This is a genomic window from Sphingomonas sp. UYP23 (assembly GCF_054059235.1).
This window is the reverse complement of record NZ_JBSSBX010000001.1, coordinates 1,122,661-1,136,790: the sequence shown is the minus strand read 5'-3', so window position 1 is coordinate 1,136,790 and position 14,130 is coordinate 1,122,661. Positions and strand designations below refer to the sequence as shown.

Annotated in this window: 10 protein-coding genes; 4 read left to right on the top strand and 6 right to left on the bottom strand. The window is 68.6% G+C overall.

Translation table 11 applies throughout. The features are described from left to right. Positions 1-21 precede the first annotated feature (21 nt). Entirely contained in the window at positions 22-243 is a 222-nt protein-coding gene (locus ACVWYO_RS05670) for a hypothetical protein (RefSeq protein ID WP_457349151.1), read from the top strand. 51 nt (positions 244-294) lie between these two features. Then, positions 295-951, top strand: coding sequence for a guanylate kinase (gene gmk / locus ACVWYO_RS05665; RefSeq protein ID WP_457354879.1), 657 nt, complete (start codon positions 295-297; stop codon positions 949-951). Between the two features lie 7 nt (positions 952-958). Here gmk and ACVWYO_RS05660 read toward each other — a convergent pair whose 3' ends face one another. Further along, a complete protein-coding gene (locus ACVWYO_RS05660; RefSeq protein ID WP_457349150.1) occupies positions 959-1,645 on the bottom strand; it encodes an ATP12 family chaperone protein in 687 nt (228 codons plus the stop codon). Positions 1,646-1,694: 49 nt separating this feature from the next. Next, positions 1,695-3,056, bottom strand: a complete 1,362-nt coding sequence (locus ACVWYO_RS05655) for a hypothetical protein (protein ID WP_457349149.1) — start codon at positions 3,054-3,056, stop codon at positions 1,695-1,697. Positions 3,057-3,187: 131 nt separating this feature from the next. On the opposite strand from ACVWYO_RS05655, the gene ACVWYO_RS05650 reads away from it, so the two are divergent. Further along, complete coding sequence (locus ACVWYO_RS05650) at positions 3,188-6,442, top strand: S41 family peptidase (protein WP_457349148.1); 3,255 nt, start codon at positions 3,188-3,190, stop codon at positions 6,440-6,442. A 78-nt stretch (positions 6,443-6,520) separates the two neighbouring features. Further along, positions 6,521-8,425 (top strand): prolyl oligopeptidase family serine peptidase, encoded by a 1,905-nt coding sequence (locus tag ACVWYO_RS05645; protein WP_457349147.1) that lies wholly within the window; start codon positions 6,521-6,523, stop codon positions 8,423-8,425. A 174-nt stretch (positions 8,426-8,599) separates the two neighbouring features. On the opposite strand, the gene ACVWYO_RS05640 is transcribed toward ACVWYO_RS05645, so the two are convergent. The 4 genes from ACVWYO_RS05640 to tgt all read right to left on the bottom strand — a co-directional run bounded on the left by ACVWYO_RS05640 (position 8,600) and on the right by tgt (position 14,068). After that, the gene (locus ACVWYO_RS05640) at positions 8,600-9,631 is read right to left on the bottom strand and encodes a cell wall hydrolase (protein WP_457349146.1); all 1,032 of its coding nucleotides are present in this window, start codon (positions 9,629-9,631) and stop codon (positions 8,600-8,602) included. A 136-nt stretch (positions 9,632-9,767) separates the two neighbouring features. Further along, positions 9,768-12,599, bottom strand: coding sequence for a M16 family metallopeptidase (locus tag ACVWYO_RS05635; RefSeq protein ID WP_457349145.1), 2,832 nt, complete (start codon positions 12,597-12,599; stop codon positions 9,768-9,770). A gap of 126 nt (positions 12,600-12,725) precedes the next feature. Further along, complete coding sequence (locus ACVWYO_RS05630) at positions 12,726-12,914, bottom strand: hypothetical protein (RefSeq protein WP_457349144.1); 189 nt, start codon at positions 12,912-12,914, stop codon at positions 12,726-12,728. Beyond that, on the bottom strand, positions 12,914-14,068 hold the full coding sequence (gene tgt / locus ACVWYO_RS05625) for a tRNA guanosine(34) transglycosylase Tgt (RefSeq protein ID WP_457349143.1): 1,155 nt from the start codon (positions 14,066-14,068) through the stop codon (positions 12,914-12,916). Before tgt ends, ACVWYO_RS05630 begins: the two co-directional genes overlap by 1 nt. Between the last annotated feature and the right edge of the window lie 62 nt (positions 14,069-14,130).

Here is a 14,130-nt window from a genome sequence, read left to right as displayed (position 1 = left end):
TAACGAACGGGAGACAGGACGATGAGTTTTACGACGATGATTGGCGCCGCGATCGGCGCGGCGATCGACGGCTCGGACGGGGATGACAGCACGGTCGATGGTGCGATCGAAGGCGCGATCGTCGCCAATGTCGTCAAGGCGGTGATTCCGCTGGCGTTGACCTTCGCGACCGGCTGGCTCGTGCTGCGCGGGCTTGCTCAGCTCAAGACGCGCGTGTTCGGCGAGGATGCACCGCGCGCCTGAGTCGGCACACCAAACCTTGACGGGAGGGGCATGCCCGCGCCACTAGCGCGCATGGTCGATCATCGCTCCTCCCAGCCCAAGAACTTCAAGCGTCGCGGGCTGATGTTCGTGCTGTCCTCGCCGTCGGGCGCGGGCAAGTCCACGATTGCCAACCGCCTGCTCACGGAAGAGCGCAACCGCATCAAGATGTCGGTATCGTATACGACGCGTGCGCCGCGCAAGGGCGAGGTCGACGGCAAGGACTATCACTTCGTCGACAAGGAAACCTTCCGCGCGATGGCGGAAGACGACCAGTTCCTCGAATGGGCGCGTGTGTTCGACGAGCGCTACGGCACGCCGCGCGACACGGTGTTCAAGGATCTCGAGCACGGGCAGGACATCTTGTTCGACATCGACTGGCAGGGCGCGCAGCAGCTGTTCCAGCTTGCCGGCGGCGACGTCGTCCGCGTCTTCATCCTGCCGCCCGGCCTCAAGACGCTGCGCCAGCGACTCGAGGATCGCAACACCGATACGCAGGAAGTGATCGACCGCCGCATGGACCGCGCGCTCGCCGAGGTGAGCCATTGGGACGGCTATGACTATGTGCTGGTCAATGACGATCTCGACGATTGCTACGAGTGCGTCCAGACGATCCTGACCGCCGAGCGGCTCAAGCGGTCGCGCCAGCGTGGGATGATCGGCTTCATTCGGCGGTTGCCCGAGAAGTAAGCGCGCGTCAGCCGCTCAGCAGCTCGAGCATCCGCACGCCCGCGCCGAAATCGCGCCGCCGCGTCGCGATCCCCGCCTCGGCGAGCGGATCGCGGCCCCAGCGCTCGGCCTGATAGTCCTCGTCGAGCGTCACCGCGTCCCACACCTGTTCGGGCGTCGCGGCTTGCTCGGCGAGCGCGAGGGCGGCGATCAGCGAGCCGCCGATCGTGACGATCGGCGACAGCGCCGCCAGTTCATAGGGGCCCCGCGCGGCGATCGCATCGCCGAGTCGCTGGAGCGTCGCGGCGGGTTGTGCGCGGTGCAGGATGCCGGTGACGACCTCGACATGCACGTCATAGCGCAACCGCGCCCAGTCGAGCAGCGGATCCCAGGCGGCGGCCTGACGCGCGACCAGGTCCTCGGGCGCATCGGCGCGGTAGCAGAGCAGGTCGCTCTCGGCATAAGCCGCGAGCCCTTGCGCGAACACTGCCGGGTCAGGCGTGATCCGGTCGATCGCGGCGTTGGCGAGCCCTGTGAGCGGCATGGCACGCGGGTCGATTTCGCCTTCGACTGCGCGCCACTCGTCGGCGACCGCGTGCGCCAGCCCGTCGCTCGGCAGCGCGAGCGGCGCGCGGCCGGGGGTGCGCACCGGCTTGCCGTCGAGAAAGACGGCGCGAGTGTCGTCGAGGGTGACGTTGGTCCAGAAACGCTTCATGGCCGCAGCCCTAGAGCAGGAACGCGCCGCTTCAAAACGCTTCCCTTTCCTAGACGCGTGCGATGATGCCCGCAGCGACCACCACAAGCAAAGGTGCCGCAGCGGTGGCGAGCCGCCAGCGCGGCAGCTGCCACGTCGCGCGCTGCGACAGCAGCAGCGCCGCGGCGATCCCAACCGCGGTCATTGTCCAGAAGTGGTAGCGCACTTCGGAGGCGACGCTCAGCGGGAGGTAGCTGAAACCGTAGAGCACCGCCGACCACGCCAGCGCCACGGCGGGATCGCCGTCGCCGATCCTGGGACGCAGCACCAGCAAGCCGAACCCCAGCGCGAGCCAGCAGATCGGCCAGCCGGGCGGTGTCGCCAACATCGCGTCGGCAGCGTGTTGGAGCGCGCTGCGCCCGACGTTCGGCGCGACGGTGAAGCTCCAGGGATTGGGATCGGACTGCGGCGACAGGCCCGGCAGGTCGGCATCATGGACCAGGAAGCGCGTGTTGCGGTCGAAATGCGCGAGACGATGTGCGGCATAGGCAAAAGGATGCGCAGCGACGGCGGCGGCCCACCAGCTATAGGGGCCATGTCCGGTCTTGAGCGGACCCTCGAGCGTGGTGAAACCGATCGCGCACGGCGCCGTGCCCCACCAGGCGTAGCGGTCCCACGAGATCGGCGAATAGCAGTCGGCATTGACCGCGACCGGATTCGCCACGCTGGTGCGCGGGAAAACGTCGGTCTTGGCGACCGCGTCGATCCCGCCGAGATCGTAGATCACCAGCGACAGTTCGACGCCGCTGCGCTTGGCGGTGAGCGCGGCATTGGCGAGCGGCAGCGCGAGTACCAGCGGGATCGCCGCGAGCAGCGCAGTGGCGCCGAGTCGCGGCCAAGTCAGCCGCCAAGAATCGGGCGCGGCGAGCAGCAGCAACGGGAGGCACGCCGGAACCGCATTGAAGCGTAGCGTCGCCGCCGCGACGAGCAGCAGCGCGGCGACGATCCGCGCCGTCCGGTCGCCCGGTCGAGCGGCGAGCACGCCGCTCGCGAGCAGCAGCGTCCCCGCGAACAGGCTGTCTTTGAGGATCGTGCCCACCAGCACCAGCACGATCGGCGACAGTGCGAGCACGGCGATCGCGCCAGCCGCCGCCCGGTGTCCGCGCGACCACGCCGTCTGTGCCCACAAGGCGGTGCCGCCCCAGTAAAGCCCAAGCTGCAGCACGAGCATCGGTGCCGGCCCCGCGCCGAACGCCCCAAGCTGCCGCCACAGCCAGTTCATCGCCGGCGGGTGCCAATCGTCATAGTGGCCGGTCAACGCCTGGCCATATTGCCGGATCGCGTCCCAGGTCATGATTCCCGGCCAGAACAGCGCGCCATGCATCAGCGCGAGCAGCACGATCGCGCCAAGGATTACGGGTCGGGAGGTCATCGGTCGCACGCGGCGATGTACCATGCGGCGGCGGCAAAGCCACCCCGCCGCCACGGCTTGCGATCGCCACGCAATTGCGCTTTGTTGGGCGCTAACGCGCCGACACTATCGTCACGCCAGGGGGCTTTTCCATGATATTCCAACGTCGCGCGCTCGCTGCCGCGAGCTTGCTGGCCACGACCATGCTCGCCACGGCCATGCTCGCTGCCCCCAGTTTCGCGCAGGAGGCCAAGCCTGCCTTCGCCGAGCCGACACTATCGCCCGATGGCGCGCTGATCGCCTTCGCTTCGGGCGGCGATATCTGGGAGGTCGCGGCGAACGGCGGTGTTGCGCGGCCGCTCGTTACCGATGCGGCGACCGAGGCGCGCCCGCTCTATTCGCCCGACGGGACCATGCTCGCCTTCACCTCGACGCGCGGCGGCAATGCCAACATCTATCTGCTCGATCTCACGAGCGGCGCCGTCACGCGGCTGACCTATGCCGAGGCGGGCGAGGAGCTCGACGCCTGGTCGCCCGACGGCAGGTATCTCTACTTCGCCTCGGGCGTCGCCGATGTCGGCCGCCAGGCCGATATCTTCCGCATCGCGGTCGATGGCGGCACGCCCATGCAGGTCAGCCGCGAGACCTATCTCGCCGAGTTCCAGGCCGCGCCGTCGCCTGACGGCAGCACGCTCGCGGTCAACACGCGCGGCATCAGCGCGGGGCAGTGGTGGCGCAACGGCACCTCGCACATCGACCAGACCGAACTGTGGCTGAAACCGGTCGCCGAGGGCGGCGCGTATCGCCGTCTGCTGGCGGATGGCGAGAAGCACGCGTGGCCGATGTGGAGCCGCGATGGCGCGAGCCTGATCTATATGAGCGCGAAGGGTGGGCCCGAGAATCTCTGGCGCATGGGCGTCGGGGCAGGGGCCGCGCCCGAGCAGCTGACGCACTTCACGAGCGGCCGCGTGCTCTATCCGTCGATGGCGGCGAACGGGTCGGCAATCGTGTTCGAACGCGATTTCGGCGTGTGGCGCTACGATCCCGCGACCGGGCAGGCCGCCGCGGTGTCGATCACGCTGCGCGGTGCGGCCAGCACGACGCCGCGCCGCCACGAACAGTTGCAGAGCTTTGCGCGCATGGCGCTCTCGAGCGATGGGCAGAAGGTCGCGGTAATCGGGCATGGCGAGGTGTTCGCGACGTCGGCCAAGGACGGCGGCAGCGCGCAGCGCGTGACCAACACCCCCGGCGCCGAACGCGAGGTGGTCTGGTCGCCCGACAGCCGTCGCGCACTCGTCATTTCCGAACGCGGGCTCGCGCGTTGGCTCGTCGAATATGACGTCGCGACCGGGCGCGAGACGTTGCTGACGCGGCAAGGCATCGCTTCGTCGCCATCCTATGCGCCCGACGGCAAGTCGGCCGCCTATGTCCTCGACGACCGCGAACTCCATGTCGTGACGCTGGCGGGCGGGGCGGATCGCACGCTGTTCACCGGCGCGATCGCCACCGACGAGCGCGATGGCCCACGCCCGACCTGGTCGCCCGACGGCCAGTACATCGCCTTCCCACTGACCGACCCGCGCTCGTTCGTGAACGTCGAGCTCGTCCCGGCTGCGGGCGGCGCGGCGCGCCCGGTCAGCTTCCTCGCCAACGGGCAGATGGGCGGGATCGCCTGGTCGCCCGACGGCACCTACATCCTGTTCGACACCGCGCAGCGCAGCGAGGACTCGCGGATCGTGCGAATCGACCTGTTGCCGCATGTTCCGAAGTTCAAGGAAGACAAGTTCAGCGACCTGTTCAAGCCCGGCAAGCAGCCGGGCACGCCCGACACGCCGCCCGACACGCCTGCGCCGCCCACGCCCAAACCTTTGCCGGTCGCGGCCAGGAAGGGCGCGACTCCGCCGCCCGCACCCAAGGTCAAGCCGGTGTCGATCGTCTGGGAGGGCCTGCGGGCGCGCGCGACGATCCTGCCGCTCGGGCTCAACGCCGATACGCCGGTGATCAGCCCCGACGGCAAGACGCTCGTCTTCCGCGCGCGCGAGAAGGGCCGCGCCAATCTCTACAGCTACAACCTCGACGAGCTTGCCGACGAGCCACCGGTCGCGCAGCAATTGACGCAAAGCGATCGGCCGAAGGGCGACTTCGCGCTCGCAGGCGACGGCAAGACGCTCTTTTACCTCGACGGCGGCCGCGTCATCTCGACACCGCTCGACAGCCCCAAGCCCAAGCCGATCCCGGTCGGTGCCGAAATGGATGTCGATTTCGCGACCGAAAAGCAGATCGTGTTCGACCAGGCGTGGAGCATCCTCGACCGCAAATTCTTCGATGCGATGTTCAACGGCCAGGACTGGAAGGCGCTGCGCGCGCGTTTCCAGCCCTTTATCGCAGGCGCGCGGACGCCCGACGAGGAGCGGCGGATCATCAACCTGATGATCGGCGAGCTCAATGCCTCGCATTCAGGAATCTCGCTCAGCCCCGGCGCGCCCGGCAGCGCGCGGCCCAACCGCGTCGGCGATCTCGGGTTGCGCTTCGACCGCGCCGCTTATGATGCGGGACGTGGTTTGATCGTGCGCGAGGTCGTGCGGCTCGGGCCTGCGGCGATCGAGAGGATCGCGCCCGGCGACCGGATCGTCAGTGTCGGCGGCGTCGCGATCGGCGCGCACGGCAATATCGATGCGCTGCTCGAGAACAGCGTCGGCCGCCGTGTCGCGCTCGGCGTCGCCGGCGCGACTGGCCAGCGGAGCGTGGTCGTACGGCCGATCTCGGTCGGCGCGGCGGCGGGGCTCGCGTACCGGCAATGGGTCGACGATCGCCGCGCGCTGGTCGATCGGCTGTCGGGCGGCAAGCTCGGCTATGTCCATATCGCCGACATGTCGTCCGAATCGCTCGACCAGCTCTATCTCGATCTCGATGCCGAGAATCAGCGGCGGCAGGGCGTCGTCGTCGATATCCGCAACAACAATGGCGGCTTCATCAACGGCTATGCGATCGATGTGTTCGCGCGCGCCAATTACCTGACGATGACGCCGCGCGGCCTGTTCCCGCTGCCCGGCCGCCAGGCGCTCGGCCAGCGCGCGCTCGGCAAGCCGACCGTGCTCGTCACCAACGAATCGTCGCTGTCGGACGCCGAGGATTTCACCGAGGGCTATCGCGCGCTCGGGCTCGGCAAGGTGGTGGGGCAGCCGACTGCGGGGTGGATCATCTTTACCGGCGGCGAGCCGCTGATCGACGGGTCGTCGGTGCGCACGCCGAGCACGCGGATCCAGGACGGGCGTGGGCAGGACATGGAGATGCATCCGCGCCCGGTCGATGTTACCGTGGTGCGGCCGCTTGGCGAGGGGCCGGGCACCGATGCGCAGTTGAGCGCTGCCGTCGATGTGCTGCTGGCGCAGGTGGGGAAGCCATAACGGATCGCCGCACCGGCGCGATTGCTCCGCCGCCGCACTGTGCTATCCCGCTCCATCCCTCGACGGAGCTTCCCTTCCATGCGCCTCAGCCTGTTCGCTTTTCTGCTCGCCGCGTCCGCCAGCCCGGCGCTCGCCGCACCCACGGTGCACTCGTATGGCGGGCTCGCGCTGTCGGCGCAGGGCGACCGGATCGCGACGATCGACGGTGAGGGTGGGGGCGGCAAGAGCGGCATCACGATCCGCACGACGAGCGGCAAGGTGCTGCGCAGCTTCGATCCGTGCGGCACTGTGTGTTCGGTGTCGGGCCTCACGTTCGCGCCCGACGGCAGCCTGGCGTATCTGACGCGCGACAAGAAGGCCGGGCGCGTTACGCTGTTCGTCGACCATGACGGCAAGCCGCACACCGTAGCAACGATCACCGGCATCGCGCAGACCCCGCGCTTCTCGCCCGACGGGTTGCGCATCGCCTTGCTCGTCACGATCGGCGCGGCGAAGGAAGCGGGCGCGACCCAGGCCGGCGTGCGCCAGATCGGCGAGATCGGCGAGAAGAGCGATGAGCAGCGGCTCGCGGTGTTCGACGTGAGCGACACCGTGACGGCGGACAAGATCCAGCCGCTTTCACCCGCCGATCGCTATATCTACGAATATGACTGGACGCCCGATGGCAACGGCTTCGTCGTTACCTCGGCGCTCGGCAATGGCGACAACAATTGGTGGGTCGCGACGCTCGATGCGGTTGACGCCAAGACCGGCGCGGTGCGCACCATCGCCAAGCCGAAGACGCAGCTCAACTTCCCGCGCGTCTCGCCCGATGGCAAGACCGTCGCCTATATCGGCGGCCTGATGAGCGATTTCGGGTCGGTCGGCGGCGATGTCTGGACCGTGCCCTTCGCTGGCGGCGAGTCGCGCAATACGCAGCCGAACAGCAAGCTGACGGTGACGTCGCTGGTCTGGCGCGACGCCGCGATCCGCGGCACGGCGCTGCGTGGGGACCGGATGGGGCTCTATGCCGAGCGCGCGAGCACCGATGGCCTCGGCTGGAGCCGTCCGTCGACGCTTGCCGCGGGCGACGCCAAGGCCGCGTGGAGTGCCGACGGCAAGATCGTCGCGACCGTCGTGCAGGATTTCACGCATGCGCCCGCGATCTTCGCCGGGCCGGTCGATGCGCCCGTCCAGATCACGCACGACAATGACGCGATCACGCCCAAGATGACCGCGCGCAGCATCAGCTGGAAGAATGACGGGTTCGACGTCCAAGGCTGGCTGCTCGCCCCGCTCGGCGCAGACCCGAAGAAGAAGGCCCCGATGATCACGCTCGTTCATGGCGGCCCGTCGGCGGCGAACGTGCCGTATTTCGGTGGCGGCTTCGGCGCGCTGCTCGATGCCGGCTATTACATTTTCCTGCCCAATCCACGCGGCAGCTACGGCCAGGGCGAAGCCTTCACCGCGGCGAACAAGCGCGATTTCGGCGGCGGCGATCTGCGCGACATCCTCACCGGAATCGACGCGGTCGAGAAGGTCGCTCCGGTCGACGATGCGCGGCTCGGGCTGACCGGCGGCAGCTATGGCGGCTTCATGTCGATGTGGGCGAACACCCAGACCAACCGCTTCAAGGCGATCGTCGCGGGCGCTGGCCTGTCGAACTGGGTGAGCTATTACGGCACCAACGGTATCGACCAGTGGATGCTGCCGTTTTTCGGCAAGACGCTGTACGAGGACCGCAAGGCCTATGAGGACGTCTCCGCGGTCAATTTCATCAAGAACGCCCGCACCCCGACCTTCATCTATGTCGGCGAGCGCGACATCGAGGTGCCGCCGACCCAGTCGGTCGAATATTGGCATGGCCTTAAGGACATGGGCGTGCCGACCAGCCTGGTGATCTATCCCGAAGAAGGCCACGGCATCCGCGCGCCGGCCAACTCGGCCGATGTCGCGGCGCGAACGCAGGCGTGGTTCGACAAATATCTGGCGGTGAAGAAGTAACGCTTCCTCCCCTCCCTGGAAGAGCGTCAGGTGAACAGCGCCCCGCGCTGTTCAGGCCATGCCGGGGGCATGGCCGACCCGACGCTGGGATCGAGGGGTGGGTCGGCCCGTTGTCGAACGGCACGCCCGCTACCGGCCGACCCACCCCCAGCCCCTCCCAGGGAGGGGACGGACTTATCGCAGCGGCTTGCCCGAGTCCTTCCAGCGATCGAGGATCTGCGAGTCGCCCGGCAGCGTATCCGCGGCCGGGGTTGCCGGGGCGATCGGCGTGCCGCTTTGCGCATAGGCGGGCTGGATCGTCGCGGGTTTGGCGATCGGCGACACCGGCACGACCGCCGCTGCGCTTACCAGTGCGGGCGGATCGAGCCGCGGATGCGGGCCCGGAATCGGCTCGCCGCCGAGATACGGCTGGCGGAACGCCGCCGGCGTCCCCCAACCGCCCTGCCAGCGATGGAAGAAATGCGCGCCGATCGCGGCCGTCATCACCAGGCTGCGGTTCCACGCCGGGGTGACGGCGTAGGTGTGGTAATGCGTCGCCAGCCCGACTTGCGGCATGACATGCCCGTTGAGCGCTGCGGCGGCGACCTTGAGCGCGCGCAGCCAATAGCCTTGCGACGGCGCGCCGCGCTGGAGTGCCCCGTCGCACGCGAAGCTGAACTGGCAGCCGGTATGTTCCGAGCCCTGGAACACAACGCCGCATACCGTCGCCGGAAAGGCCGGGTGCCGTACGCGGTTGAGGATGACCTGCGCGACCGCCTGCTGCCCGGCATCGGGCTCGCTCGCGGCTTCGTAATAGATCGCAGTGGTGAGGCATTGCAGCGCCCGCCCGCGGTCGATCGCGCTCGCGCGCGCCATCGAAAAGGGGAGCGCCGCGCGGATGGAGGTGTCCGCCGCCAGAGCGGCAGCGCCGACCGGCAGCGGCAGGTCGGGCAGTGCGATCGTCCCCGTCGCGCCGTGTGCCGGGGCGGTGTCGCCCCGCACGGCATCGTCGGCGGCGTTGAAATAGGCGGCGCCGGGGAAGTGATCCTCGACCTCATAGCCGCTCGGCGCGGGGGCGTGCTGCGTCGCCTTGGCGTGCTGGATGATGATCGCGCGCAATGCGGCATGCGCCGACACCCCGGCAAGCACGAGCGCGCACAGGCCGACGGCGCCGAGCTTGCTCAGCCGCCGCATCTTCACCCAACCCAGGATCGCCTGCAGATACACGCGCGCGCTGTAGCCGATTTCGGCGCGCTGCGATGCTGCTGTTTTGGGTGTGTCTCGCGACGATACGATTGGTGGTTAATGCAGGGGTTTGGTCACCCCGGCGTGTCGCCGGGGTGACGCGTGGCGCATCGGCCGGTCAGCGCAGCGTCGCGCTGTCGAGCTTGAGCGTGTCCGCGCTGATCACTTCGGCATTCGGATACGCCTTGCGCAGGTCGGGCAGGAACAGCTTGGCGTCGCCGACCACGACGACGCTCGCCGCGGCGGGATCAAGCAGCTTTGCCGCCGCCGCCTGCACTGCCGCCGGATCGACCGCCGAGACCCGCTGCGTGTATTGGCCGAGTTCGCTCAGCGGCAGGCCCTGCACGACATAGCCGCCGACCGTGCCGGCAATCCCGTTCGTCGTCTCGGTCGCGCGGCCGAAATTGCCGACCAGCACCGCCTTGCGCGTGTCGAGCTCGGCCGCGCTGACCGGCTCAGCGCCGAGCCGCTGCATCTCGGCAAGGATGATCGACACCGTCTCGGGTGCGCTCGGGTTCTTGGTCGAGGTGCGCGCGGCGACGACGCCCGGCAGGCGGCCGGCCTGCAGGCTGCTGCCGGCGCCATAAGCGAGCCCGCGCTTGATGCGGATTTCCTGGTTGAGCCGCGACGAGAAACCGCCGCCGAGCACGGTGTTGGCGACGGCGGCCGGGTAATAGCTCGGATCGCTGCGCGCAATCCCGGGGCGCGCCACGACGACTCCGGCCTGGCCCGCACCGGGCATGTCGACCACGACGACGCGCGGCGCGGGGTAGATCTGACGCGGGCCGTCGGGACCGACGGGCACGGTCGCTTTCCAGCTGGCGAAATTGGCTTCGGCCAGCGCCTTGGCGCGCGCAGGCGTGACGTCGCCGACGAGCACCAGCGTGGCCTGCGCGGGTGCCCAGGCCTTGGCATAGGCGCTGCGGATGTCGGTAGGCGTAATTGCCTTGAGCGAGGTCGGCGTGCCCGAGCGCGGGTGCCCGTACGGCGAGGCGCCGAGCGCCGCGCGCGCCGCGACGAGCCCGGCGAGCTGGCTCGGATCCTTGATGGCGACCTGGACGCCGTCGATCGTCTGCGCGCGCGCGCGTTCGATCTCGGCGGGGGCGAAGACCGGGTTGCGTGCGACATCGGCGAGGATCGCGAGCGCGGGCGTCGCTTGATCGGACTTGACGGTCACCTCGATCGAGCTGCCGTCCCAGCTCGCATCGCTCGAGATCGATCCGCCGAGCGCCTCGATCTGCCGCGCGATCTGCGTCGCGGAGCGTGTCGTCGTGCCCTTGGTCAGCAAGTCCGCGGCAAGGCTGTTGACCCCGGCGCGATCGGGTCGGTCGTCGGCAGCCCCACCCTGCGCGACGAGCAAGGCGGTCAGCAGCGGGAGGTCGTGCTTCTCGACCACAACGACGCGCATCCCGTTGGCGAGCGCGAATTCGTCCGTCACCGGTGCGGCGGCGGCGATCGCGGCGGCGGGCGGCGGCGGGGCGATCCGATCGGCGGCGCTGGCGGGGGTCACCACCTCGACCTTGCCGGGCGCAACCAATGGCGAGACCACCACGGTATCGGCGACCTCGATCCGGTCGTTCTGCGGCGCCTTGGCAGTCGCGTCCTCGGGCAGATACTGGATCGTCGCCGAACGCTGGTCGCGCAGATATTTCGCGGCGACGCGCTGGACGTCGACGGCGGTGACGCGCCCGATCGCGGCGAGCTGCCGGTCGGCGGCGCGCGGATCGCGGTCGATGATCACCGACGAGGCGATCGTGCGGCCCGCGCCCTCGGCGGTCTCGCGCGCCTGGAGCGCGCTCGTCAGGATCTCGTTCTTCGCCTCGGCGAGTTCAGCGGCGCTCACCGGCGTATCGCGCAGCCGCGCGACCTCGCGGCGCAGCGCGGTTTCGCCCTGCGCGGCGGTCTTGCCACCCGCCAGGATCGCGAACACCGCGAGATTGCCCGGACCCTGCTTCGAATCGAGTACGCTCTCGGCGCTCTGTGCGAGCTGGTCGCGATAGACGAGCGATTCGTACAACCGCGAACTCTCACCTTGCGACAGGACCGCGTTGAGCACCGTGAGGGCGGGGCCGTCGGGGTCGTTGTCGGCCGGGATCGGATAGCTGATCATTACCGCGGGGAGCGGCGTATTGGCTTCATGGACGACATAATGCGTCGCTTGGGTGCGTTCGGGCTCGGCCACGGTGACGCGCGGGATCGGCGTGGCGGGGCGTTTGATCTTCGCGAAATACTGATCGACCCAGGCGTCGAGCTGCGCCGCATCGAAATTGCCCGATACGACGAGCACGGCGTTGTCGGGCCGATAATAGGTCGCGTGGAAGGCGCGGACGTCGTCGATCTGTGCGCTCTCGAGATTGTCGAGGCTGCCGATCGTCCCGCGCGCGTAAGGGTGGCGCGTGTAGGAGATCGCCGGGAAATAGAGCGAGAACAGCTTGCCATAGGGCCGCGCATTGGTGTTCTGGCGCAGCTCCTCCTTCACCACGTCGCGTTCGGAGGCAAAGCTCTTGGGCTCGACGACGAGCGCGGCCATGCGGTCGGCCTCGGCGAACAGCAGCCGCTGGAGGTGGTTCGCCGGGATCGTCTCGTGATATTCGGTATAATCGTCATTGGTCGAGGCGTTGTTGTTGCCGCCGACATCTTCGGTCAGCCGGTCGAATTGCTCCGAGACGAGGTTGCGCGTTGCCTTGAACATGAGATGTTCGAACATGTGCGCGAAGCCCGAGCGGCCAGCGGGATCGTCCTTCGAGCCGACATCGTACCAGACCTGCACCGAGACGTTGGGCGTGCTCGTGTCACGGATCGCGTACACGCGCAGGCCATTGGCGAGCGTGCGTTCGGTAAAGGCGATCGGCTTGATCGCTGGGGCGGGTGCGGTCGGCGCTGGCTTGGCGGTGGCGACGGTCAGCGGGAGCAGGGCGGCGCCCAGCAGGAGGGCGGCACGGGACAGCATGGGGGAGGCTCCGGATGGGGGGCGGTGTTGTAGCTATGTGTCGTGACCAGCAGGCGCTGTGTCAATCGCGTGGAACACCCGCCATGCGCCTCCCCTCCCTTCCAGGGAGGGGCGTATCCGAGCGTATTACGTCTTCTTCGACCGGTTCACATACAGCAGAACCGCCGCCAGCGCGGCCGATCCGACGCCGACGCCGACGCTGATCGCGATCGGCGTGACGGGCCAGTTGCCGTGCTGCTCGGCCTTGGCCTCGGCGGCATCGCGGACGCGCTTATGGTCGCGTGCGGCGGCTTCGATTTCGTTGATCTTGGACATTACACCCTCTCTGCGTGGCTCTCATATGCCTGTCGGAACGCATCGGCGAAGGCTTTGAGCCGCCCCGCCGCGATTGCTGCCCTCAGGTCCGCCATCATCGCCTGATAAAACCACAGATTGTGCTCGGTCATCAACATTGCGCCGAGGATTTCTCCGGAACGGACGAGATGATGGAGATAGGCGCGGCTGCCGCCGGCCGCACCGGTGCAGGTCGGGCAGCCGCAGGCCGGATCGAGCGGCCCCTGATCCTCGGCGAACCTGGCGTTGCGGATGTTGAGCGGGCCGTGCCGCGTGAACGCCTGGCCGGTGCGCCCCGAGCGCGTCGGCAGCACGCAATCGAACATGTCGATCCCGCGCTCGACCGCACCGACGATGTCGGTCGGCTTGCCGACGCCCATCAAATAGCGCGGCTTGTCGACGGGAAGCTGGCCCGGCGCGAAGTCGAGACAGGCGAACATCGCCTCCTGGCCTTCGCCCACCGCGAGCCCGCCGACCGCATAGCCGTCAAAGCCGATGTCGATCAGCGCGCCTGCGCTGTCGCCGCGCAGCGTCTGGTCGAGCGCGCCCTGCTGGATGCCGAAGATCGCCGCGCCCTTGGCATGCGCGCCGCCGCCGTCGAACGCATCGCGCGAGCGCTTGGCCCAGCGCATCGAGCGCGCCATGGCTGCTGCCTGCACCTCGGGGGTCGAAGTGGTTGGCACGAGCTCGTCGAACGCCATGACGATGTCCGAGCCGAGCAGCCGCTGGATCTCGATCGAGCGTTCGGGGCTGAGCGTGTGGCGCGAGCCGTCGAGGTGCGACTTGAAGGTCACGCCATTCTCGTCGCGCTTGGTCAGGTCGCTGAGGCTCATCACCTGATAGCCGCCGCTGTCGGTGAGGATCGGACGGTCCCAGCCCATGAAGGCGTGCAGCCCGCCAAGCCGCGCGACCCGTTCGGCGCCGGGGCGGAGCATCAAATGATAGGTGTTGCCGAGGATGATGTCGGCGCCGGTCGCGCGAACGTCGGCGGGCTTGACGCCCTTGACCGTCGCGGCGGTGCCGACCGGCATGAAAGCAGGCGTCCGGATCGAGCCACGGCGCATCGCGATCTCGCCAGTCCGCGCCTTGCCGTCAGTTGCGTGGATGGTGAAGTCGAAGCGGGGGCGAGCGGTCATATGGCTTCCTCCCCTCCCTGGAAGGGAGGGGCCGGGGGTGGGTCGGTATGGGGCGGGCGTTG